The 23,850-nt window shown below is 65.9% G+C and carries 19 protein-coding genes; 15 read left to right on the top strand and 4 right to left on the bottom strand.

Annotation, left to right across the window (positions count from 1 at the left end):
• The first annotated feature begins 91 nt into the window (after nucleotides 1-91).
• The 3 genes from ACXJ16_RS14440 to ppa all read left to right on the top strand — a co-directional run bounded on the left by ACXJ16_RS14440 (nucleotide 92) and on the right by ppa (nucleotide 2,842).
• Nucleotides 92-2,035: a M61 family metallopeptidase gene (locus tag ACXJ16_RS14440; protein WP_463920870.1), complete on the top strand. Its 1,944-nt coding sequence runs from the start codon at nucleotides 92-94 to the stop codon at nucleotides 2,033-2,035.
• A gap of 58 nt (nucleotides 2,036-2,093) precedes the next feature.
• Nucleotides 2,094-2,222, top strand: a complete 129-nt coding sequence (locus ACXJ16_RS14445) for a hypothetical protein (RefSeq protein WP_463920871.1) — start codon at nucleotides 2,094-2,096, stop codon at nucleotides 2,220-2,222.
• A gap of 71 nt (nucleotides 2,223-2,293) precedes the next feature.
• A complete protein-coding gene (gene ppa / locus ACXJ16_RS14450; protein WP_054438342.1) occupies nucleotides 2,294-2,842 on the top strand; it encodes an inorganic diphosphatase in 549 nt (182 codons plus the stop codon).
• An 85-nt stretch (nucleotides 2,843-2,927) separates the two neighbouring features.
• Here the strand turns inward: ppa and ACXJ16_RS14455 are convergent, their stop codons facing one another.
• Nucleotides 2,928-3,677: an SDR family NAD(P)-dependent oxidoreductase gene (locus ACXJ16_RS14455; RefSeq protein ID WP_054438339.1), complete on the bottom strand. Its 750-nt coding sequence runs from the start codon at nucleotides 3,675-3,677 to the stop codon at nucleotides 2,928-2,930.
• 294 nt (nucleotides 3,678-3,971) lie between these two features.
• Nucleotides 3,972-5,426 (bottom strand): NAD-dependent succinate-semialdehyde dehydrogenase, encoded by a 1,455-nt coding sequence (locus ACXJ16_RS14460; RefSeq protein WP_454797788.1) that lies wholly within the window; start codon nucleotides 5,424-5,426, stop codon nucleotides 3,972-3,974.
• 265 nt (nucleotides 5,427-5,691) lie between these two features.
• On the opposite strand from ACXJ16_RS14460, the gene ACXJ16_RS14465 reads away from it, so the two are divergent.
• From ACXJ16_RS14465 to ACXJ16_RS14495, 7 genes are all read left to right on the top strand, one after another.
• Entirely contained in the window at nucleotides 5,692-7,122 is a 1,431-nt protein-coding gene (locus ACXJ16_RS14465; RefSeq protein ID WP_463920872.1) for an aldehyde dehydrogenase family protein, read from the top strand.
• 12 nt (nucleotides 7,123-7,134) lie between these two features.
• Nucleotides 7,135-7,947, top strand: a complete 813-nt coding sequence (locus ACXJ16_RS14470) for an SDR family NAD(P)-dependent oxidoreductase (RefSeq protein ID WP_463920873.1) — start codon at nucleotides 7,135-7,137, stop codon at nucleotides 7,945-7,947.
• A 2-nt stretch (nucleotides 7,948-7,949) separates the two neighbouring features.
• Nucleotides 7,950-9,272: a cytochrome P450 gene (locus ACXJ16_RS14475; protein ID WP_463920874.1), complete on the top strand. Its 1,323-nt coding sequence runs from the start codon at nucleotides 7,950-7,952 to the stop codon at nucleotides 9,270-9,272.
• Entirely contained in the window at nucleotides 9,269-10,303 is a 1,035-nt protein-coding gene (locus ACXJ16_RS14480; protein WP_463920875.1) for an NADP-dependent oxidoreductase, read from the top strand. Before ACXJ16_RS14475 ends, ACXJ16_RS14480 begins: the two co-directional genes overlap by 4 nt.
• Nucleotides 10,304-10,335: 32 nt before the next feature.
• Nucleotides 10,336-11,382 (top strand): DUF2889 domain-containing protein, encoded by a 1,047-nt coding sequence (locus ACXJ16_RS14485; protein ID WP_463920876.1) that lies wholly within the window; start codon nucleotides 10,336-10,338, stop codon nucleotides 11,380-11,382.
• A 266-nt stretch (nucleotides 11,383-11,648) separates the two neighbouring features.
• Nucleotides 11,649-15,092: an indolepyruvate ferredoxin oxidoreductase family protein gene (locus ACXJ16_RS14490; RefSeq protein WP_463920877.1), complete on the top strand. Its 3,444-nt coding sequence runs from the start codon at nucleotides 11,649-11,651 to the stop codon at nucleotides 15,090-15,092.
• A 90-nt stretch (nucleotides 15,093-15,182) separates the two neighbouring features.
• A complete protein-coding gene (locus ACXJ16_RS14495) occupies nucleotides 15,183-16,184 on the top strand; it encodes an LLM class flavin-dependent oxidoreductase (RefSeq protein WP_324697098.1) in 1,002 nt (333 codons plus the stop codon).
• Here ACXJ16_RS14495 and ACXJ16_RS14500 read toward each other — a convergent pair.
• The gene (locus ACXJ16_RS14500; protein ID WP_324699084.1) at nucleotides 16,181-17,035 is read right to left on the bottom strand and encodes a LysR family transcriptional regulator; all 855 of its coding nucleotides are present in this window, start codon (nucleotides 17,033-17,035) and stop codon (nucleotides 16,181-16,183) included. The two genes, ACXJ16_RS14495 and ACXJ16_RS14500, sit on opposite strands and share 4 nt — an antisense overlap.
• Before the next feature lie 123 nt (nucleotides 17,036-17,158).
• Here ACXJ16_RS14500 and ACXJ16_RS14505 point away from each other — a divergent pair, with 123 nt between their 5' ends.
• Genes ACXJ16_RS14505 through ACXJ16_RS14520 form a run of 4 tightly spaced genes read left to right on the top strand, consistent with a single transcriptional unit; the run spans nucleotide 17,159 to nucleotide 21,370 of the window.
• Nucleotides 17,159-18,760: a carboxyl transferase domain-containing protein gene (locus ACXJ16_RS14505; RefSeq protein ID WP_324697096.1), complete on the top strand. Its 1,602-nt coding sequence runs from the start codon at nucleotides 17,159-17,161 to the stop codon at nucleotides 18,758-18,760.
• A 5-nt stretch (nucleotides 18,761-18,765) separates the two neighbouring features.
• Nucleotides 18,766-19,080, top strand: a complete 315-nt coding sequence (locus ACXJ16_RS14510; protein WP_324697094.1) for a DUF3088 family protein — start codon at nucleotides 18,766-18,768, stop codon at nucleotides 19,078-19,080.
• The gene (locus tag ACXJ16_RS14515) at nucleotides 19,077-20,918 is read left to right on the top strand and encodes an acetyl-CoA carboxylase biotin carboxylase subunit (RefSeq protein WP_054438326.1); all 1,842 of its coding nucleotides are present in this window, start codon (nucleotides 19,077-19,079) and stop codon (nucleotides 20,916-20,918) included. The genes ACXJ16_RS14510 and ACXJ16_RS14515 overlap by 4 nt, the downstream gene beginning before the upstream one ends.
• Nucleotides 20,918-21,370 (top strand): MaoC family dehydratase, encoded by a 453-nt coding sequence (locus tag ACXJ16_RS14520; protein WP_324697091.1) that lies wholly within the window; start codon nucleotides 20,918-20,920, stop codon nucleotides 21,368-21,370. The genes ACXJ16_RS14515 and ACXJ16_RS14520 overlap by 1 nt, the downstream gene beginning before the upstream one ends.
• Nucleotides 21,371-21,435: 65 nt before the next feature.
• Here the strand turns inward: ACXJ16_RS14520 and ACXJ16_RS14525 are convergent, their stop codons facing one another.
• A complete protein-coding gene (locus ACXJ16_RS14525) occupies nucleotides 21,436-22,845 on the bottom strand; it encodes a methyl-accepting chemotaxis protein (RefSeq protein ID WP_054438322.1) in 1,410 nt (469 codons plus the stop codon).
• 211 nt (nucleotides 22,846-23,056) lie between these two features.
• Between ACXJ16_RS14525 and ACXJ16_RS14530 the strand changes: the two genes are divergently transcribed.
• Nucleotides 23,057-23,830, top strand: coding sequence for a helix-turn-helix domain-containing protein (locus tag ACXJ16_RS14530; protein WP_324697088.1), 774 nt, complete (start codon nucleotides 23,057-23,059; stop codon nucleotides 23,828-23,830).
• Nucleotides 23,831-23,850: the final 20 nt, after the last annotated feature.

Here is a 23,850-nt window from a genome sequence, read left to right on the forward strand (position 1 = left end):
AGCCCGATTGGAGCGGCGGGGAAAGTGGCCCCGATCCGTTTAGTGGATTGGACGGTTGCCAAATCCGGCAACTGTCGCAAAGAATGACGTAATGAAATATCGTTCCGCGGTCGTCACGCTCCTCGCCCTACTTTCCGTTTCAACCCCCGCCCTCGCGCAGGAATCCGCCCAGCGGAGCCGGCCGATGGCGCCCGCGTTGCCCGCGCCGCTGCCAGCCGCGCAGGACAAGGCTTATGCCGGGACCATCTCGCTCGACATCGACGCCAGCGATGTCGTCCACGGCGTCTACCAGGTCACGCAGCAGTTCCCGGTCGCGTCGGGGACCGACAAGCTGACCCTCGTCCAGCCGAGCTGGCTGCCGGGCAATCACTCGCCGACCGGCCCCGCTGCGCTGCTCGCGCAGATCCATTTCCTTGCCGACGGCAAGGAGATCAAGTGGCAGCGCGACACCGTGGCCGTGAATGCCTTCCACTTGGAGCTTCCGGCCGGAACGCAGGTCGTCACGGCGAAGTTCATCCACACCTCGCCGGTGCAGGCCAAGGAAGGCCGCATCACGATGACGCAGGAAATGCTCAACCTCCAGTGGGAGAAGATGAGCCTTTATCCCTCGGGCTACTACACCCGCGGCGTGACCGTGAAGCCGACCGTGAAGTTCCCGGCCGGCTGGACCGTCTACACCTCGCTCGACGGGAAAGTGCAGCAGGGCGACAGCGTGACCTGGACGGCGACCGACTATGAGCGCCTGGTCGACGAGCCGGTCTTCGCGGGCAAGTACGCCCAGCGCTGGGATCTGGGCCATGACGTCAGCATGGATGTCGTTGCCGACGAGGCGAAGCTGCTCGGCATCAAGCCCGAGAACATGAAGGCTTATCGCAATCTCGTGTCGGAAGCGCTGCTGACGTTCGGCGCGCGCCATTTCGACCACTACGACTTCCTGCTGGCACTGACCGACCGCATGGGCGGCATCGGCCTCGAGCACCATCGTTCGAGCGAGAACCAGATGGAGCCCAAGGTCTGGACCGACTGGGACAAGATGGACTGGGATCGCAACGTGATCCCGCATGAATTCGTCCATAGCTGGAACGGAAAGTACCGCCGCCCGGCCGACCTCTGGACGCCGGACTACCAGCAGCCGATGCAGAACACGTTGCTCTGGGTCTATGAGGGCCAGACCCAGTTCTGGGGCTACATCCTCGCGGCGCGCTCGGGCGTGCAGACCAAGCAGACGATCCTCGACACGCTGGCAGGCGCTGTCGCGCGCTATTCGGAAGCGACGCCGGGTCGCGGCTGGCGTTCGGTGGAGGACACCACTTTCGCGCCGGTCCTCAACATGCGCCGTCCGCTGCCCTACACTTCCGTCACCCGCACCGAGGATTATTACGTTGAAGGTGCGCTGACCTGGCTCGAAGCGGATCAGATCATCCGCCAGGGCACCGGCGGCAAGAAGGGCCTTGATGATTTCGCAAAGGCCTTCTTCGGCGTGCGCGATGGCGACTGGGGCGAATTGACGTATGATTTCGACGAAGTCGCCAGGGCGCTGAACGGCGTCTATCCCTACGACTGGGCCGGTTTCCTCAAGACCCGCATCTATGACACCAACCAGCCGGCGCCGACCAAGGGCATCGAGATGGGGGGCTACAAGCTGGTCTGGAAGGACACGCAGAACGGCTACGACAAGGGCGTCTCGGATTCGCGCAAGTCGCTCGACCTTACGTATTCGCTGGGCGTGACGCTGGATAACGAAGGCACTGTGACCGGCGCGGTGTTCGACGGGCTTGGCTACAATGCCGGTCTCGTCAGCGGCGTGAAGGTCGTGGCGGTGAACGGCACGGCCTATAGCGGCGAAGTCGTCAAGGATGCGATCACGGCGGCGAAGACGGCGAAGGAGCCGATCTCGCTGCTGGTCAAGCGCGGCGACGCATTCAGCACCGTGGCGCTGGATTATCACGGCGGCCTGCGTTGGCCCTGGCTGGAAAGCACCACGCCGGGCAAGGTCAACGGGCTTGATCGCCTGCTGGCGCCGCGCGGGAAGTAACCGGCACGAAGTGACCGCATTCAGGTAAGTTGCGGAAACTTATAGCGTAACCCGGGGGATGGCACGTGCCGTTCTCCGGGTTACGCATTTCTGCGAGGCGGAATCCCGCGTTCCGGGCTCCATCGCAGCGGCGCAAGTGTCGCAAACGATGCGCCGCAAGTGCGAGAAGGCGGTTGCGATGCATTAACCGCAAGGCTAAGCCCCCCGGTCAAAGATGAACCGGCACGCCTGACCCGTGCCTGTAAATGAAGGACCAACATGCGCATCGACATGATTCCTGTCGGCAAGAACCCGCCGGAGAGCCTGAACGTCATCATCGAGGTTCCCGTTGGTGGTGAGCCCGTGAAGTATGAGTTCGACAAGGACTCGGGCGCGCTGTTCGTCGATCGTATCCTGCACACGCCGATGCGTTACCCCGCCAACTACGGTTTCGTGCCGCACACGCTTTCGCCCGATGGCGATCCGCTTGACGCGCTGGTCGTTGCCCGCTCGCCCTTCGTGCCCGGCTCGGTCGTGCGCGTTCGCCCGATCGCGGTGCTGAACCTGGAAGACGAGCACGGCGGCGACGAGAAGCTGGTCTGCGTTCCCGACGACGCCACCTTCCCCTATTATTCCGACGTTCAGGAAAAGGGCGATCTGCCGCCGATCGTGTTCAGCCAGATCGAGCACTTCTTCACCCACTACAAGGATCTCGAAAAGGAGAAGTGGGTGCGCGTCGGAACCTGGGGCGGCGCCGATGAAGCGCGGCAGATCGTCATCGAGGCGATCGAGCGCTATAACACCGAAGGCAAGGGCGCTCAGGCCTGATTCGAATTTAGCAGTTCCACCACCCCCCATGTGGAACGAGGGCCGGCGGTGCAAACCGTCGGCCCTTTATGTTTCGGCCGTGGGTTCAGGTAACCACGCGCCCGCCGTTGACGCCGATGGTCTGGCCGGTGACGTAGCCGGTATCCTCGTGGCACAGCCAGGCACATGCATTGGCGATATCGTTCGGTTCGCCAAGACGGCGCACGGGCACCGATTGGAGCAGGACTTCGGTCGGGATCTGGAAGCGGTCGCGATTGGCTTCCGACATGATCGTGCCCATCACCGAGCCGGGCGGGATATTGTTCACGGTGATCCCGAGGGGGCCGAATTCCTGCGCCATGGAGCGGGTCATCGTCACGACCGCGCCCTTCGAGGAGGAATAGGGGATCATGTTTATCGCCCCGGTCTGCGCACTCGATGAAGAGATGTTGACGATGCGGCCCCAGTGCGCGGCCTTCATGTCCGGCAGGCATTCCTGGGTCATGATGAAGAGCCCGCGCACGTTGACCGCATAGATGAAGTCCCAGCGCTCGTCGGTGAGTTCCTCAAACGGCGTGAAATCGGTGACGCCGGCATTGTTGACGAGGATCGAGATCGGGCCGAGCTTTTCGCGCACCTGATCCACGGCGGCTTTCACCGAGGCGCGGTTCGACACATCCGCGCCAAGCGCGAGCGCGGTCCCGCCGGCTTCGCGGATGGCCCTGACGGTGTCTTCGCAGCGCTCCGCATCGAGATCGAGCACGGCGACCGCCACGCCCTCCCTGGCCAGGCGCTTGGCGCAAGCGGCGCCGATTCCGGCGGCGGCGCCGGTGACGATGGCAACCTTGTAGGACATTATCCAGTCTCCCGTTCCGGCGCCTGTGCGCCCGATTTTTCCGTGGGAGCAGGCTAGACGGGAACGGAACCCGCCAGAAGAGCCGGGCTGAACTTGTGTTCAATTATTCGCCGGGGCGAAAGGAGAAGTCCCGGCACATGATCGCTGCACTCCGCAGAATGGCCGGTCCCGCGGCAATTCATCGCGTTGAGGGGAGGGGGAGGGGGAGGGGGAGGGGGAGGGGGAGGGGGAGGGGGAGGGGGAGGGGGAGCAGGGGCGCCGCGCAAATCGGGCGCCCCTGCCATCGTCCTGGCGTCAGGCCGCCGGTTTGATCCCCATGCAGAGATATTTCACTTCCATGTAGTCATCGAGCCCGTAGTGCGAACCTTCGCGCCCCAGACCCGATTGCTTCACGCCGCCGAACGGCGCGACCTCGGTGGAGATGAGGCCGGTGTTGATGCCCACCATGCCCGCTTCCAGCGCTTCGGCGACGCGCCACACGCGGCTGATGTCCGAGGCGTAGAAATAGCTGGCCAGGCCGAACTCCGTGTCGTTGGCCATGCGGATGGCGTCGGCCTCTTCCTTGAAGCGGATCACCCCGGCGAGCGGTCCGAAGGTTTCCTCGCGTGCCAGCTTCATGTCGGGCTTCACCCCGGCGATCACCGTGGGGTTGAAGAACGAGCCTCCGCGTTCGTTGCGCTGGCCGCCGGCAAGCACCGTGGCACCGCCGTCGATGGCGTCCTTGAGGTGCTCCTCGACCTTCTCGACAGCCTTCTCGTCGATCAGCGGGCCGACCTCGGTGCCCGAATCGAGCCCATAGCCGACCTTCATGGCCGAGACGCGCCCGGCCAGCTTCTCGACGAATTCGTCATAGACGCCGTCCTGGACGTAGAACCTGTTGGTGCAGACGCAGGTCTGGCCGCCGTTGCGGAACTTGGAGATCATCGCGCCGTCGATCGCGGCATCGACGTCGGCATCGTCGAACACGAGGAACGGCGCATTGCCGCCCAGTTCCATCGAGCATTTCTTGATGGTTTCGGCGCATTCGCGCAGCAGGTCGCGGCCGATCTCGGTCGAGCCGGTGAACGTCAGCTTGGACACCTTCGGGCTGGAGGTGAGCGCGCCGCCGATCTGCCCGGCGCTGCCGGTGACGACGTTGACGACTCCCGCCGGAATGCCGGCCATCTCGCAGAGCTGGGCGATGGCCAGCGCCGAATAGGGCGTGGCCGATGCCGGTTTGATAACGATGGTGCAGCCCGCCGCCAGCGCCGGGCCGAGCTTGCGGGTGATCATGGCATTGGGGAAGTTCCAGGGCGTGATCGCGGCGACCACGCCAACGCCCTGCTTGATGCAGACGATGCGGCGATCCGGGGCATGGCCGGGGATCACGTCGCCATAGGCGCGCTTGCCCTCTTCGGCGAACCATTCGATGAAGCTGGCGCCATAGGCGATCTCGCCGCGCCCTTCGGCCAGCGGCTTGCCCTGTTCGCGGGTGAGCAGTTCGCCCAGGTCGTCCTGGTGCTGGAGCATCAGCTCGTAGAGCTTGCGCATCAGCTTCGCACGCTCTCCGGCCGTCTTCGCCCGCCAGGCCGGGAGGGCCTTCTCGGCCGCGTCAATCGCGCGGGCGGTTTCGTCACCCGCCATCTTGGGAACCGTGCCCAGGACGGCGCCGGTGCCGGGATCGGTCACTTCGAGAGTCGCGCCGGAATCGGCATCGCACCACTTGCCGTCGATGTAGCACTGCTGCCGGAGGAAGTCGGTGTACGCCATTTCGTGCAGGTCCTCGCTGGTTGCGGCGGCGCTGGCGCGCCGGCCTCTCGTTGCGGGCATGGAATAGGGATCGCCCGGCGAAGTGACAACCGCCGGCACGGCGCGAGGCTGCGCCAGCGTGGACGCGATTGACGCACCGAAACTCCTCGGATAGTCTCATCTGCGAACATAAATTCACAATAACGAATAATGGAGAGAGGCTCTGGACTGCGCAGGCCCCCCGGCAGGCACGAACGCCAGCCCCTCAGCCGGCTACGTCGGCGGTGTGTTCCTTGCCGGAGAAGGCGCCCGCTTCGAGGTGCTGGACCCCTCCGACGAAAGCGTCGTGGCGGTCCTTTCCGGACTGTCGGCAGGGCAGGTGGAAGCCGGGATTTCCGCGGCCCGCGCGGCTTTTGACAGCGGCGAATGGCCTCATTTGCCGATGGCGGCGCGCGCCGCAGTGATGACCCGCTTCGCTGCGTCGCTGGAAGATCGTGCCGGCCGGCTGAAAGACCTCGCGATCCGTGAAGCGGGCTGTCCGGTCGGCTCGACGGTGATGGGCGCGCAAGTCCAGGCGCCGTTGCGGATGGCGCGGGAAATCATCGATCTGATTCTCCGCCTGCCGGAGATCGAGGACAACCCCTTGCCCCTTCACGAGCGGGTCAACGCCCATTTCGCGGTGCAGAGCGTGAAGCGCTGGTCGCCGATCGGCGTGGTGGCGGCGATCTCGGCGTACAACGTGCCGTTCTACACCGCGCTCTGGAAGGTCGTGCCCGCGCTGATGGCGGGCAACACAGTCATCCTGCGGCCCAATCCGCTGACGCCGCTTTCCGCGCTGGTCTTTGCCGAGGCGGCCGAGGAAGCGGGCCTGCCGCAAGGTGTATTCAACCTCGTGATCGAAGCGGGCGTCGAGGGCGCGCAGGCCCTGACCAGCGATCCGCGCGTGGACATGGTGAGCTTCACCGGCTCCTCCGCCGTGGGCGTGGAGGTCGCGAAGCAGGCGGCGGTCACGTTGAAGCGGCTGGTGCTCGAACTCGGCGGCAAGTCCGCGCAGATCTACCTGCCGGATTCGGTGGACCGCGCGGCCATGGCGGCGATGAGCGTCTGCACCTCGCACGCCGGGCAGGGCTGCGTGCTCGGCACCCGCGTCTTCGTGCCGCAGGAAAGCAAGGCCGAGGTGCTGGAGGCGATGGCGAAATTGCTGTCCGGCGTGAAGATCGGCGCGGCCAGCGACCCGGCGACCCAGCTTGGCCCGGTCGTCAGCGCCGCCCAGCGCGCGCGGTGCGAGCACTTCGTTGCTGCCGCCGTCGCGGGAGGCGGCCGCGTGGTCTGCGGAGGCAAGCGACCCGATGGGCTGGAGAAGGGCTATTTCTTCGAGCCCACCGTGCTCGACCTGCCCGACAACGCCAACCCAGCCGCGCAGGAGGAGATATTCGGGCCGGTGGTTTCGGTGATCGGCTACCGCGACCTCGATCACGCGGTGGAAATGGCCAATGACAGCCGCTTCGGCCTGTCCGGCTGGGTCCACGGCAAGGACAAGGTCAAGGCGCTGGAAGTGGGGCTGAAGATCCGCAGCGGCGCGGTGAACGTCAACGGTGCGCTCGCTTCCAGTCATGCCAGCGGCGGCGGCATCAAGATGAGCGGCCTTGGCCGCGAGCGCGGCATCGAGGGGCTGCGCGAATTCCAGATCATGACCACGCTGAATATTGGCGGGTAGGAGAGGACCGGGATGCAAGGACTGCTCGAAGGCAAAGTCGCACTGATTACCGGGGCCGGATCGGGTGTGGGCCGCGCCGCCTGTCTGCTTTTTGCGGAACACGGCGCCAAAGTGATCGCGGTGGACGTAAACGCGGACGAAGCGGTCGCCACCGCTGCGATGGTGCGGGCTGAGGGCGGCAAGGCCATCGCCGTGGCATGCGACGTTTCCGATCCCGCCTCGGTCGATCACGCCGTGGCGGCGGGCGTGGAGGCGTTCGGACGGCTGGACTGCATCTACAACAACGCCGGGATCACCATCAGCCCGGTCCCCGGCCAGGGCCTGCGCAGCCTGATCGAGTGCGAGGACGAGGAAATGCGCCGCGTCTCCGAAGTCAACGTGATGGGCGTGGTCCACGGTTGCCAGTCGGCGATCCGGCAGTTCGAGAGGCAGGCCAAGGACGGACTGGGCGGCGGGGCCATCGTCTCCACCGCCTCGGTTGCCGGGCTGATCGGCTATGGCGGGGTGTTCTACGGCGCCACCAAGGGCGCGGTGGTGCAGCTTACCCGCGCGCTCGCCATCGAAGTGGCGGAAAAGGGCATCCGCGTAAACGCGGTCTGCCCGGCGGGCATGCTCACCCACTATGCCGGGATGGACCCCGAGAGCGAGCACCGCGACCGCATCCTGGAAGGCATGGGCCGCGGCCATCCGCTCGGCCGCGCCATCGACCCGCGCGACACCGCTTCGGCGGCACTGTTCCTCTGTTCCGATCTCGCCAGCAACGTGACCGGCGTGAACCTTCCCGTGGACGGGGGGCTCTCGGCCGGCCGAAAGGTAGGAGGCTGACCATGGCGACCTGTCCCTATTCCGGCAGCGATTCCCGTTCCAACGCGCTCGCATCGCTGCTGTCCGACAATCCGCGCTATGCGGAGATGTTCGATGTCGACAAAGTGGACGCCAATTCCGGCGTCGATCCCACGCGCGATTATACCGAGGACATGAACCGCCTGCGCGAGGCCGGCGCGGTCCACAAGGGCACCTTGCGCGAACTGCTGGGCGTGCCGGAAATGGTCTCGATGCTCGGGCCCCCGCGAGAGAACATGACGTTCTTCTCCTATCGCGCCTGCGAGATCGGCTTTCGCGAGAACCAGCTCTATTCCTCCGAGGGTTATAACGAGAGTGCCGGGGTGCGGACGATCGGCACCACGATCCTCTCGATGGTCGGCAAGCCGCACAAGCGCCTGCGCTCCGCCGCGCAGCCGCTGTTCAAGCGGCCCAAGGTGCTGGACTGGTGGAACAAGCGCTGGATCGAGGAGACGGTCGACGTCCTGCTCGACCAGATCAAGGACCGCGAGACGACCGACCTCAACACCGACCTTTGCGCCCGCCTGCCGATGGCCACCGTCACCCGCGCCATCGGGCTGGAGGGCGAGGACGTGATCGAGTTCCGCTACCAGCTCAACCGCGCCACGTTTGGTGCGCGCAACCTGCCGCCCGAGGAAGCGGCCGAGGCCCGCGCCTGGGTTGACGGCACCTTGCGCCGCCTGATCGCGGAGAACCAGCGCGAGCCCGGCGACAACCTGATCGCCGGCCTGATCGCCTGCGAGATCACGCACGAGGACGGCACCAAGCGCCCGCTCACCGAGGATGAGCTGTTCGGTTACTGCAAGCTCGCCATCTTCGCAGGCGGCGGCACCACCTGGCGGCAACTGGGCATCACCATCGATGCGCTGATGACCCACCGCCATTTCTGGGAGGCCTGCAAGGAAGACCGCAGCCTGATCGACCTTGCGGTGGAAGAGGGCCTGCGCTGGCGTGCCACCGATCCGGTGTTCATGCGGCTCTGCATGGAGGATACCGAGATGGAGGGCGTGAAGGTCCCCGCCGGAACCCGCATCCACTTGTGCCTCGGCGCCGCGAACCACGATCCGGCGGTGTTCGACAAGCCTGAGGAATATGACATCTTCCGCCGCAAGGAGCATCACATGGGCTTCGGCTTCGGCCCGCATCGGTGCCTCGGCATGGATGTCGCCCGGCAGGAGATGGTGGTGGCGATCAACGGACTGCTGGACCGCTTCCCGAACATGACGCTCGACCCCGGCAAGCCAAAGCCGGAGTATCGCGGACTCGACCATCGCGGCATGTCGGCGGTGACGGTGAAACTGCGGTGAGCGGCACCATGAAGCAGGTCGTGCTGGCACGCTATGCGCAAGGCAACCCAAAGCCTTCGGACTTCCGCGTGGAGGATGCGCCAATCCCCGCGCCGGGCGAGGGTGAGGTGCTGCTGCGCACACTGTGGCTGGGTCTCGACCCGCTGATCCGCTTCGCCATCGACGAAAAGCGCCTTTCCGGCGTGACGCAGGTCCATCCCGGAGAGGTCATGTATGGGCCGACGGTGAGCGAAGTCGCCGCCTCCAACCACCCCGGCTATGCGGTGGGGGACGTGGTGGAGGATCGCACCGGCTGGCGCGAATATGCCCTTGTCGCGCCGGACAGGGCCGATTGGCGCGGGCCGCCACGAAAGCTCGATCCAGCGCAGGCACCCGTCTCCACCGCGCTCGGCGCGCTGGGGATGCCGGGGCAGACCGCCCATGCCTGCGTGATCGGCATCGGCCGGGTCGCGGCGGGGGAGACGGTGGTGATCTCGGCCGCGGCCGGCGCGGTGGGCAGTCTTGCCGGACAGATCGCGAAGATTCGCGGCGCGCGCGTGATCGGTATCGCCGGCGGACTGGACAAGTGCCGGGGACTGATCGACCTCGGCTTCGATGCTGCCGCCGACTACAAGGCGGCGGACTTCGCCGACCAATTGGCCAAGGCCCTGCCCGAAGGTGCGGACGTATTCATCGACAATGTCGGCGGGGACGTGATGCTGGCCGTCCTCCCCCACCTCAAGCGCGGTGCGCGGATGCCGGTCTGCGGTTTCATCGCCTATTACGGGATGGGCCTGGAAGGTCCGGGGCCGGACCGTCTGCCCGGTTTCTTCCGCGCGATCATGGCCAAGGGGCTGGAGATCAGGGGCTTCGGCGGCTTCCTCGTCGGCGGGCAGCAGGCGCTGGACGATATCGCCGGGTGGATTGCCGAAGGGCGCATCCAATGCCCGGAGGCGGTGGTCGAGGGGCTGGAGGCTGCACCGGCCGCATTCGCCGGGGTGTTTTCTGGCAACAACCATCTAGGCAAGCTGCTGGTGAAGGTGTCAGGCTGATCGGCGAAAACAAAAAATCGCAGGATGCCACCATGACGACCTCAGTTCCAACAGGGCCAATTCCTTCCGCGTCCTACCCGCCGCCCCCGCGCCAGACGGCCAATCCGGCCCCGTTGCGCTCCGTGAACTCGCTGCGCCGCACCTCCAGCATCGATGTCGCCTGGCCCGATGGCGTGGACGGGCAGCGCCTCTTCGTCGGCCGCGCGCGCGACTATTTGACCGGCCCGGACGGCGCGGGGCGCTCGCTGGCCATGGGCGAATTCTCGCTGCGGATGACCGAGGACAAGACGATCACCCAGATCGCCGCCGATCCCGCTCCGGCAAGCATCGGCGCGCTTGTGGGTGCCCGCGCGGGCGGCCATTTGCGCATGACCCTGCGCGAGATCATGCCCGAACTCATTGCGCAGGCCGATCCACTCTATCTCGTGCTCGACGATCTTTCCGGCACCGCCCTCGTCTCCTCCTTCGCATGGGGCCAGTGGTTTCCCGAGCGGATGGAAATACTCAGGCAGCGGCTTGGCGGCGGTAATGAAGACAACCCCGTGCTCGCCCAGCGCGCCAATGTCTGCTGGGGGCTGCAGGAGGGGAACAGCGGTGTCACCGGTGATGCCGCGCTGGACAAGGTGGCCGATGCCGATGCAGGCCAATGGCGCAACCCGGCCGATCCGGAGGGCTGGCACGAATTCCTCGAACACGAAGGCCCCGGTTTCCGCCGCGCCCGCCGCATCGATGTGACGCGAGACGGCAACCTGATCCACATCGCCTCCGCCTTTCAGGACAGCGCCAGGCTGCGCGAAGGCGGCCGGGTCGCCATCCACGAATACAACCTTGGCGCAACCGTCGATGCCCAGACGCTGGAAGTGCTGAGCCTCGATCCCGAAGCGCGCATCCTGCCGTTCCGCGAATGCCCCGGCGCCGTCCACAACGTCGCGCGGCTCGTCGGGCGTAATCTGGGCCAGGTGCGCGAGGACGTGCTGGAAATGCTGCGCGGGCCGGAAGGCTGCACGCACCTCAACGACGCCCTGCGCGCGCTGGCCGATGTGCCAAGGCTTGTGGAGGAACTGCGCCAGCCGGCCTGAACTGATCGCGCAAAATCAAGCTCGTCATCCCCGCGCAGGCGGGGATCCAATTGTTCTCGAGGTGCGCGCAACCAAGGCGGGGCTCCCGCCTTCGCGGGGGCGACGGAGTGTTGATGGGTATAGTGTTTTGAACGGCCCGAAACACCCGGTTCCCTACCCCAACCGCACCCCCATTTGACCCCCACGGCGCACCCCGCGTTCCCTGCTTGCTCCCCCGCCCGGCATCTGAAAGGCCGCGAGCAAGGACAGGAAAACCGGGGGTTCGAGTGACCAAGACGGTCGTCACGCTGGAAGACAAGTACAGGCAGGGCGAGGGGCAGGTCATGCTCTCGGCGCTGCAGGGCGTGGTGCGCCTGCTGCTCGACCAGTCGCGGCGGGACCGTGCGGCGGGGCTGAACACGGCGGGTTATGTCACCGGCTATCGCGGCTCTCCGATCACCACGCTCGATGCGCAGTTGTGGGCCTCCGAAAAGCTGATCACCGAACATCATGTTCGCTTCGAGCCCGGGTTGAACGAGGAACTGGCGGCGACCTCGGTGCGCGGCACCCAGCAGCTCGACTGGTACGGCAAGCCCAACGTCGATGGCGTTTTTGCGCTCTGGTACGCGAAGGGCGTCGGCGTCGAGCGCGCGGGGGAGGCGATCAAGGCGGCGAACTTCGAAGGCACGCACCCGAAAGGCGGCGCGCTGCTGCTCTGCGGGGACGACCATGCGGCGAAGTCCTCGCTGACCGCGCATCAATCCGAACATGTGCTGATTACTGCAATGGTCCCGGTGCTCTACCCGGCAACGACCGACGAGATTCTCGGCTTCGGCCAGTTCGGCTGGGCGCTGTCGCGGGCCAGCGGGCTCTATGTGGCGATGAAGGCGGTGACCGACACGCTGGACCTGACCACGACCGTCACTCTGCCCGGACACAGATTCCCGATTGCCCTGCCGGAGATTCCCGCCGGGCCCTCTCCGAATTTGCGCATCGGGATGTCGGCGCTCGATCAGGAGAGAATGGTGATCGAGCGGCGCCTGCCGATCGTGCCACTTTTCACCGCGCTCAACCGCATCGACCGCGTGAGTCACGAGGCGCCCGGCGCGCGGCTGACGGTGGTGAGCGCGGGCAAGGCCTGGCTCGATCTCTGTCAGGCGCTGGCAGATCTGGGGCTGGACGAGGCCGGATGTGCGGCGCTGGGGGTCAGGGTCGTGAAGCTCGGCCTTGTCTGGCCGCTCGACGTGACGTTCGTGCGGCAGGCCTGCGGGGGCAGCCCCGAAGTCATGGTGGTCGAGGAAAAGCGGCCCGTTATCGAGGACCAGATCGCCCGCCTGTTCTATGGCCGCGCCGATGCTCCGGCGCTTTCGGGCAAGACCACGCCGGATGGCTCCGCGCTGCTGTCCGAAGTGGGTGTGCTCGATGCGGCCATTGTGCGGCGCGCGTTGATCGGGCGCATGGCGGCGCTGGGTATGCTGCACGATGACATAGCCGCGCGGGATGCCATGCTGCGTGAGCGGGAAGACTCCGCAGCCGTGCTCGAACGCACCGCGATCCGGCCGGCCTATTTTTGCTCGGGCTGCCCGCACAATACCTCGACCGTGGTGCCCGAAGGCTCGGCGGCGATGGGGGCGACCGGCTGCCACGGCCTTGCCCACTACATGCCCGAACGCAGCACCATGCAGACGGTGAGCATGGGGCAGGAGGGGATGCCCTGGATCGGCGCGCAGCATTTCGTCGATACGCCGCACATGTTCCAGAATCTGGGCGACGGAACCTACACGCACTCCGGCCTGCTGACGATCCGGGCCGCGGTGGCGGCGAAGAGCCGGGTGACGTTCAAGATCCTCTACAACGATGCCGTCGCCATGACCGGCGGGCAGCCCGCCGAAGGCGCGCTCAGTCCCGAGCAGATCGTGTGCGAACTGGTGGTGGAGGGTGTCCACCCGGTGGTGCTGGTGAGCGAGGAACCGGCGCGCTTTGCTGCGTCCGATCTGCCCGCCGGAACCCGCGTGCTGCACCGCGATGAACTGGATGCGGTCCAGCGCAGCTTGCGTGATCTCCCCGGCACCAGCGCCATCGTCTACGAGCAGACGTGCGCCAACGAGAAGCGCCGCCGTCGCAAGAAAGGGGGCTATCCCGATCCCGACAAGCGACTCTGGATCAATCCCGCGGTCTGCGAAGGCTGCGGCGATTGCTCGACGCAGTCCAACTGCCTCTCGGTCGTGCCGATCGAGACCGAGTTCGGCCGCAAGCGCGCCATCGACCAGTCGAGCTGCAACAAGGATTTCTCCTGTATCAAGGGCTTCTGCCCCAGCTTCGTCGAGGTTTCGGGTGGTACGCTCCGGAAACGCAGCATGGACGATGCCGCGCTGGCGCGCATGGTCGCCGCTTTGCCCGAACCGGCGGTGGCGGACTTGTCGGGCGGAGCCTCCGCCATGCTGGTGGCGGGCATTGGCGGTACCGGCGTGCTCACGGTTGGCGCGGTGCTGGCGATGGCGGCGCAGCTGGAGGGCAAGGCCGCCAAAGTGCTGGATCAGACCGGCATGGCGCAAAAGGGCGGCGCGGTGGCGAGCCATATCCGGATCGGCGCCGATGCAGCGGCGATCCCCTCGGCACGGCTGGGTGCGGGCATGGCGGATCTGGTGATCGCCTGCGATCTGGTGGTGGCCTCATCACCCGAAGTCATGGCACTGGCGCGGCCCGATACGCGGGTGCTGGCGAACGAGGACGTGGCGCCTACCGGCGAATTCCAGCGCAACCCGGACCTTGATCTGACCGCCAGCCGCTTCCTGCACGCCATCGGCAAGCGCGTCGATCCGGCGGGAATCGCCTCCCTGCGCGCGGGCTCGCTGGCGACGCGGCTCTTGGGGGACTCGATCTTCACCAATCTGATGATGCTGGGCTTTGCGGCGCAGAAGGGCCTGCTGCCGGTGCGGCTTGCCTCGGTGGAGGAGGCGGTGCGGCTGAACGGTGTGGCGGTGCGCGCGAACCTTGCAGCGCTGTCTGTGGGAAGATTGGCGGCTGCGGGCGGTGAAGACCTCTTAGCGCTGGCCGATGCTGGGCCTTCGGCACCCGAGCCGCCGCGCGATCTGGCCGCCCTGACCGCGCGTTACGAGCGCCTGCTGACTGACTGGCAGAACGCCGCCTATGCTGCGCAATACCGCAGGTTCATTGACGAAATCGCGGGCACACTTGCAACGCGCGGGCTGGAGGACAGCGAACCTCTGCTGCGCGAGATCGCGCGCCAGCTTGGTCGGCTCATGTCCTACAAGGACGAGTACGAAGTTGCCCGTCTCTACAGCGCACCGGCCTTTCGCGCGGGCCTGTCTGACGCATTCGGCGGCAAACCTCGCCTCAAGGTCCACCTCGCGCCGCCGCTGCTGGCTTTCCGCAAGGATCGCAAGACCGGCCGCCCGCGCAAGATCGCGTTCGGAAGCTGGATTTTCCCGGCTTTCACGATGCTGGCGAAGGCAAGGGGATTGCGCGGAACATGGCTAGATCCCTTCGGCCACACCGCCGAGCGGCGGATGGAACGCGCGCTGATCGGCGAGTACCGCGACCTTGCCCGCCGGATCGCGGCGCAAGTGGAGGAGGCAACGATGGACACTGCCCTCGCGCTCGCCGCTACCCCCGCACGAATCGCCGGCTTTGGTGCGGTAAAGGAGGCCGGTGTCGCTGCCTGCCGCGCCCGCGTGGCCGAACTCTCGCCCGAACTCGAACCGGCCTGACCGCCGGGGCGGTATCTACCCGCCGAAAATTGCCGTGCGAAAGCGATTGCCGCACGACCGGGCCCATCGCCGCTGGAGGGGAATCGGCCCGTGAATAACATCCGCATCAACGTCTCGTTCGACATGCGCTCGCCCGATTGGGCAACGCCGACGCACGAACTCTACCGCGCGGCGATCGAGATGGCCGCCTTCGTCGACAGGATCGGTGCCGACCAGATCGGGCTGATGCAGCATCACGGTTCCGATGACGGCTACCTGCCGCAGCCGTTCACGCTGGCTGGCGGCATGGCGGCGGTTACCAGCCGCATCCGCTTCCTGCTGGGTGCGGTGGTCCTGCCGCTGCACGATCCGCTGGAACTGGCCGAACAGATCGCGATCGTGGACCAGATGTCCAACGGCCGGCTCAACGTCATCTTCGGTGCCGGCTATGTCCCGTTCGAGTTCGCCATGTTCCGCAAATCCCTGAAGGACCGGGCGCGGCTGATGGACGAAGGGTTGGAGATCATCCTTCGCGCGCTTCGTGGCGAGAAATTCGAATTCGACGGGCGCCCGATCTACGTGCGGCCGCTTTCCGTGCAGGCGCCGGAGGATATCGTCATGGTTGGCGGCGGCGTTCCCGCATCGGCCCGGCGCGCGGCGAAGTTCGGTGTCGGTTTCGGGCCGATGAAGCCGGAACTCGTGGACCTCTACCTGGCCGAATGCGAACGCCTTGGCCACCAGCCTCGCACCTATTTCCGGCCTGTTCCCGGCATGCCGCTTGCGGTTCACTTGTGCGAGGATCCCGATGCCGGCTGGGAAGCGATCGCGCCGCATGCGGTCCACGTCATCACCGAATACGCCAAGTGGGCAGCCGCCGAGGGTGAGGATTCAAACTCCCCGTTCAAGGGGCTGACAGACCCGGCCGTGCTGCGCCACGCGGGCATGTTCGCGGCGTGGACGCCGGATCAACTCGTTGAAAAGGTGCGTTCGATGGGCGGCGCCGGGCAGATCGGATTCCAGCCGCTGCTGGGCGGGCTTTCACCGGAAGAAGGCTGGAAGAGCCTCAAGCTGCTGGAAGCGACGATGCCGCGCTTGAAGGAAGCGATGGGCTAGGTCCGGTACCGCTTTCGCAGGACTTCGAGGAAGGCGCTCGGCTGCTCGCCAGCGGCGTGCAGCAACCCGACCTCGCGGGCGAGTTCGAAGTCCCGCACCGGCACGAAGCGGACCGATCCGTCGGCAAAGCCTTCCGGCATCATTCCCACCCCCGCGCCGCTGCGGATCACCGCAAGGACGCGCTCGTCGCTGGTGGTCTTGAGGACGAAGCGGGGGCGGACGCCGCGCTGGGTGAAGAAGCGGTTGATCTCCGGCAGGGCCTCGCAGTGGCGGCGCAGTGCCATGCGGTCCTGCGCCAGTTGTTCGGCGAGAATTTCGGCCTCATCCGCCAGCGGATGGTCTGGCGGCAGCACCATCATGTAGCGTTCGCGGGCGAGAACTTCCGGCCGATAGCGCGCATGGTGCGGCCGTATGACGGTAAGCGCCACGTCGATCCGCCCGCGTTCGAGACGCTCGGCAAGATCGCGTTCGCTGCCATCGAGAAGTTCGAGCGCCTCCCCCGAGCCTTGCAAGCGGTGCTGGGCCAAGGCGCTGCCGATCAGCTGTGTGGGAATCGTGTTGAGGACGCCCACGCGCAGCAGGCTCGCTTCGGCGGGCTGCGCGAGTTCTACCAGAGCATGCTCATACTCGGCGGCGATGCGGCGGGCACGGACCAGGAACCGGCTACCGGCGGGGGTCAGGGCAACGCGTTGGCGATCCCTGTCGAACAGGCGGGCGCCCAGTTCCCGCTCCAGCTTGGCGATACCGGCGGAAAGGGTGGGCTGCGTAACCGCTACGCTGCGCGCCGCACGGCTGAAGTTGCCGGTTTCCGCCACGGCCAGGAAATAGCGCAGGAGATATTGGTCGATCATAGACACGATCTATTACGAAGGGCGGTAACTTTCAATTTCCGCTGCGGTCCCGGCATGTCTACACGGGAATGATAAGTCACTCGTATTGGGAAGAGGCCCGTTGGCCCGACTGGAGAATGAAGCATGAGCGCACCAGTGCTCCAGACCAGCCTGAATCTCGACAGTCCCGAAGCGCAGGCGCGCGATCGCCACAACCGGGCGCTCGTTGCCGAATTGCGCGGTAAAGTCGCCAGGGCGGCGCTGGGCGGTAACGAGAAGTCACGCGAACGCCACGTTTCCCGCGGCAAGCTTCTGCCTCGCGAGCGTGTCGAACGGCTGCTCGACCCCGGTTCGCCTTTGCTGGAACTGGGGCAACTGGCCGCCGAGGGGCTCTATGAGGACGACATTCCCGGCGCCGGACTGATCACCGCGATCGGCACCGTTTCCGGCCGCCAGTGCATGATCGTGTGCAACGATGCCACCGTGAAAGGCGGCACCTATTACCCGATCACCGTGAAGAAACACGTCCGCGCGCAGGAGATCGCGCAGGAAAACAACCTGCCGTGCGTCTACCTCGTCGACAGCGGCGGCGCCAACCTGCCGCACCAGGCCGAGGTTTTCCCGGATCGTGACCATTTCGGCCGCATCTTCTTCAACCAGGCGCAGATGTCCTCGAAGGGCATTCCGCAAATCGCCTGCGTCATGGGAAGCTGCACCGCCGGCGGCGCCTATGTCCCGGCGATGAGCGACGAATCCATCATCGTGAAGGAGCAGGGCACGATTTTCCTGGCCGGCCCGCCACTGGTGCAGGCGGCGACGGGGGAGGTGATCTCTGCCGAGGATCTGGGCGGCGGCGACCTGCACAGCCGCAAGTCTGGCGTGACCGACCATCTTGCCGACAATGACGAACATGCGCTGACCATCGTGCGCGATATCGTCAGCCACCTTGGCCCCGCCCATCATCACGACCAGCCGCTGCGCGAGCCGCGCCCGCCCAAGTACGATCCCGAGGAACTCTATGCCGTAGTGCCCGAGGACGTGCGCGCGCCTTACGATGTTCACGAGGTGATCGCCCGCATCGTCGATGCGTCCGAGTTCCACGAGTTCAAGGCGCTTTACGGCACCACGCTGGTCTGCGGTTTCGCGCATATCCACGGGCAGCCGGTGGCGATTCTCGCCAACAACGGCGTGCTGTTTTCGGAGAGCGCGCAGAAGGGCGCGCACTTCATCGAACTGGCCTGCCAGCGCCGCATTCCGCTGCTGTTCCTGCAGAACATCTCCGGCTTCATGGTCGGTGGCAAGTACGAGGCGGAAGGCATCGCCAAGCATGGCGCCAAGCTCGTCACTGCCGTGGCCACCGCCACGGTGCCGAAGATCACCGTGCTGATCGGCGGCTCGTTCGGCGCAGGCAATTACGGCATGTGCGGGCGCGCTTACGATCCGCGCTTCCTGTTCACCTGGCCCAATGCGCGCATCTCGGTGATGGGCGGCGAGCAGGCGGCCTCGGTGCTGGCCACCGTCCACCGCGATGCCGCGAAGTGGTCGCCCGAGGAGGCCGAGGCGTTCAAGGCCCCGATCCGCCAGAAGTACGAGGACGAAGGTAACCCCTACTACGCCACCGCGCGCCTGTGGGACGACGGGGTGATCGACCCGGCGCAGACCCGCGACGTGCTGGGCCTTGCGCTGGCGGCGTGCCTTGAGGCACCGATCCCCGAAAGGCCGCAGTTCGGCGTGTTCAGGATGTGATGGCGATGGCCGATAAGGATAGACTCTTCGTACTCGATACCGATTATGCCGATCCGGTATTCGGCGGCGCGCGTCGCTTCTACTGCAAGGATTGCGTGACGGTGGAGGGCCTGCTGGCGCTGTTCCCGGAGCGGGCGGGCAAGATCGAAGTGGTCCGCGTGGGCTGGCCGCGACCGCGCACGGCGGTGGTCGCCATGTTGGGCGAGGAAAACCAGAACCTCCCCGCGCTCGCCTTTGCCGAAGGCGGCTTCGCGGGCGATATCGAGGGCGTCCTTGCGGCGCTGCACACCCGTCACGGTTTCCCGGAGCGTCACCCATGATCCAGTCGCTGCTGATCGCCAACCGCGGCGAAATCGCCTGCCGCGTCATCCGCACTGCCCGCCAGATGGGCATCCGCACCGTTGCGGTCTATTCCGACGCCGACGCCGATGCGCTGCATGTGCGCGAGGCGGACGAGGCCGTGCATATCGGGCCCTCTGCCGTGCGGGAAAGCTACCTTGTCGGCGAGAAGATCATTGCCGCTGCGAAGCAGACCGGCGCCGAGGCGATCCACCCGGGCTATGGCTTCCTCTCAGAAAACGCCGCGTTCGCGCAGGCGGTGATGGACGCGGGGCTGGTCTGGGTCGGGCCGAACCCTTCGTCGATCACCGCGATGGGCCTCAAGGACGCGGCCAAGACGCTGATGGCGGAGGCCGGGGTTCCGGTGACGCCGGGCTACATGGGCGCGAATCAGGAGCCTGCCTTCCTGGCAGAAGAAGCCGCAAAGATCGGCTATCCCGTGCTCATCAAGGCCGTTGCCGGCGGCGGCGGCAAGGGCATGCGGCTGGTCGAGGCACCCGAGGCTTTCGTTGACGCACTGGCATCGTGCAAGCGCGAGGCGGCGTCCTCGTTCGGCAACGACCACGTGCTGATCGAGAAGTACATCGCCAGTCCGCGCCATATCGAAGTGCAGGTTTTTGGCGATAGCCACGGCAACGTCGTCCATCTGTTCGAACGCGACTGCTCGCTCCAGCGCCGCCACCAGAAGGTGATCGAGGAAGCTCCGGCGCCCGGCATGGATGCCGCAACGCGCGAGGCGCTCTGCGCGGCGGCGGTGCGTGCGGCCAAGGCGGTCGATTATGTCGGCGCCGGCACTATCGAATTCATTGCCGACGGTTCCGGCCCGCTTTCCGCAGACCGCATCTGGTTCATGGAAATGAACACGCGCCTGCAGGTCGAGCATCCGGTGACCGAGGAGATCACCGGCGTCGATCTGGTCGAATGGCAGCTTCTCGTCGCCAGTGGCCAGCCGCTGCCGAAATCCCAGGAAGACCTCACGATCGACGGCTGGGCGATGGAAGCGCGCCTCTATGCTGAAGACCCGGCCAAGGGCTTCCTGCCCAGCATCGGCAAGCTCGAACTGCTGGAGTTCGGCGATGCCGAAGGCGGCCGCATCGACACCGGCGTTTATGAAGGGGCCGAAGTTTCGCCCTTCTATGACCCGATGATCGCCAAGGTCATTGCCTGGGGCGAAGACCGTGACGAAGCGCGCGAACGACTGGGCGAGATGCTGGAGGACAGCGCCGTCTGGCCGGTGCGCACCAATGCCTCGTTCCTCGTGAAGGCCCTGCAGCATCCCGACTTCGCGGCGGGCAAGGTCGACACCGGCCTGATCGCCCGCGACGGCGAGGCCATGGCGCAGGCCCCGGTGCCTTCGGACGAAGTGCTGGAGGCTGCTGCCAATTCCCTGGTACCGGCAAATTCGTTGCCCGGTTTCCGCCTCAATGCTGCACCGGCGCGTAGCGCGTGGTTCTCGCTCGATGGCGAAAAGGTCGAGATCGCGCTGACCGGCGATGGCAGTGATGAGCCTGATGAAGGCGTGCTGGTCACCGAGCAGGGACAGGCCTGGCTGCTTACGCCGTGGCGCCGTGACGGTGTGCATGGCGGCGTCGATGCCTCGGGCGCGATCCTTGCGCCGATGCCGGGCAAGGTGATCGCGGTCGATGTGGCCCAGGGCCAGATCGTCACCAAGGGCCAGAAGTTGCTGACGCTCGAAGCGATGAAGATGGAACACACCCTGACCGCGCCGTTCGATGGCACGGTTGCCGAACTCAACGCCACTGCCGGGGCACAAGTGCAGGTCGAAGCCCTGCTCGCCCGGATCGAGGAGAGCGAATAATGCCGGGCAGGTTTTTCGACGAATGGACCGTGGGGGACCGGATCACGCACCAGCCCGGCCGCACGGTCACCGAGACCGACAACCTGATGTTCTCGGCCATGACGCACAACATGCAGCCGCTCCATCTGGACGCCGAATTCGCCAGGCAGAGCGAATTCGGCCAGATCCTCGTCAATTCCACTTTCACCTTCAGCCTCGCCGTGGGCCTATCGATTGCCGACACCACTGTGGGCACGCTCGTCGCCAATCTCGGCTTCGACAAGGTGGTGACGCCAAAGCCGACCTTCATCGGCGATACGCTCACCTGCCATTCCGAAGTGGTCGAAATGCGCGAGAGCAAGTCTCGGCCCTCGCAGGGCATCGTCGTGTTCAAACACGAACTGACCAACCAGCGCGGCGAGACTGCGCTCTCGATGCTGCGCACCGTCCTCCTCAAGAAGCGCCCTTCCTGACGCTCTGGCGTAATTAATCCGGTCGGCGAAGCTGGCACGGTCCGGGGAATGACCGGCACTACAACCTAGAATTCGGACCAATCCTCACCGGAGTTCGAGGGGCTGACCGCCAAGTTTCGGCTTACCGGCATAAGCGCGGGGCGTAGCGGGGCGGCCACCGGGGCGGGCGCCGCGCGCCGTGACAGGAGACGCACCGGTGCATTTGTACCCTGGTTCAGCCTGAAGCGCGCGGTCAGTCCGGCAAGTTCTTCCGCTTCCGAGGCCAGGCCGCGTGCCGCGGCGGCGGTTTGCTCGACCATGGCGGCGTTCTGCTGGACCATCTGGTCCATGCTGGCGACGCCGCCGCTGATGTCGGTCAAGGCCTCGGACTGCACTTCCGCCCCTTGGGCGATCGCATCGACCAGCTTGTTGATCTCGGCGATCCGGGTGCCGATCCGCTCCAGCATGCGGCCGGTCCGGCCTACCAGATCGACCCCTTCCGCGACTTGCGTGGACGACGTGGTTATCAGCCCGCGAATTTCCCGCGCCGCATCGGACGATCGCTGGGCCAGCGCCCGCACTTCGTTGGCGACGACGGCGAAACCGCGCCCGGCATCGCCAGCGCGCGCGGCCTCCACCCCCGCATTGAGCGCCAGCAGATTGGTCTGAAAGGCGATGCCGTCGATCAGGTCGGTGATCTGGTTGATCTGCAGCGAGCTCTTCTCGATCGCGTCCATTGCGGTAACCGCATTGCGCACGACTTTGGCACCGTCATCGGCGTCCCCGCTGGCCGCGCCGACCGCGATGCGAACCTCACCGGCGCTGCGCGCGGTGACTTCCACCATGCCCGTCACATGTTTCATGGAAGCCGAAGTGCGTTCCAGCGTGGCCGCCTGGCTTGCCGTGCGCTGCGCGAGATCATCCGACGCGGCGCGGATTTCGGCCGAACCGGTGCGCACGCTTTCGGCGGAGGACACGACTTGCGCCATGCTCGCTTCCAGACCGGCGACAGTGCGGTTGAAGCTGGCCCGCAGGCTTTCATATTCATCGGCGAAGGCGGTTTCCAGCTTGACCGCCATGTCACCGCCTTCAAGCGAGAGCAGGCCGCGTTCCAGTGAGTCCACCATCTGCTGGCGGGTGGAGTTGAGCTGGAGTTCGACGGCATTGTCCCGGAACACCGCCATGGCCTTGGTCATCCGGCCCACGCAATCGCTGTGATCGGTGAAACGTATCGGGCTGACAAGATCGCCGGCAGCCAGCCCTTCCATGCGAACGACCGTCTCGACATAGGGATCGCAGATCAGTTTGCCGCTGATCTTCACAGTGACGAGCGATGCTGCGAGCGCCACGACCGCCAGGCCGATTCCGGCCACGGTGAAATGTCGGGCGGCGAGGACCGAGCCAGCTGTCGAGAGCAGCCCCCACAGACCATGCACATAGAACAGGGTGCGGAACTTGAGCCGGATCGGCGCGTATTTTTCGAACCAGTTGAACATTCTCGGCCTCGCTGACCATTTTCCGCGAGGACATGTGCCTCCGGCGAGCCCGTGATGTACGCGGCATTTGCGAAGGATTGGCGGATGGCCGCTAAGGGGATTCAACTAGCGGCGCGGGCAAAGGCATGAGGGCGGGATCACCGCCCGGCACCGGAAGTACAAATTTTTCGGGGTGGTGGAGCCGGGGCGCCTTACATAGTCGGCAGAAGGTATGAACATGCCGGTGCAACACGCTTCCTGGGGCCTTACCGAGAAGGAGAAGCAGACGCTTCGCCTGATCGTGAGGGGGCATGACGCCAAATCCATTGCCCGCACGCTCGACCTTTCGGTCCACACGATCAACGAGCGGCTGCGCGATGCGCGGCGCAAGATGGCGGTGTCCAGCAGCCGGGAAGCGGCACGCCTGCTGCTGGAGGTGGAGAGTGACCGGACCGGCTTTCCGACCCCCGAACTGCTTGTGGACGCGCAAATCGGGGCAGACGCGGCGGCGCGCCCGGGGGATGGGGCAGAGGCGCCGATCGGCGGCGCAGGGTGGCTCCATCGCCATCCCCGGATCAGCATCGGAGTTCTGCTCATGACCATTGCCCTCGGCCTTCTGGCGCTCGCCAGCCTGACGCAAGTTTCCGCGCCCTCATCGTCAGCACCGACCTCTGCGGTCAATCAGGAGGTCGTCGATGCGGCGCGCCAATGGTTGACGCTGGTGGATCAGGGCCGCTGGGAGGATAGCTACAAGGGCACCGGCTCCGCATTCCACAAGCTGAACACCCTGCAGGTATGGGCGGAGACCTCCGAAAGGGTCCGGGTGCCGCTGGGGGCGGTGATCTCGCGCACGTTGCTCAGCCAGGAGAACCTGCCCGCGCCGCCTGCCGGCTATGAAGTCGTGAAGTTCCGCACCAGCTATGCCAACAAGGCGGATGCGGTGGAGACGGTTTCATTGGCGCGCGAAAATGGCGTGTGGCGCGTGGCGGGTGTGACCATCGAGTAGGTTGGGCGCGCGTACGGGGG

It is taken from the genome of Novosphingobium sp. TK71 (assembly GCF_055361505.1).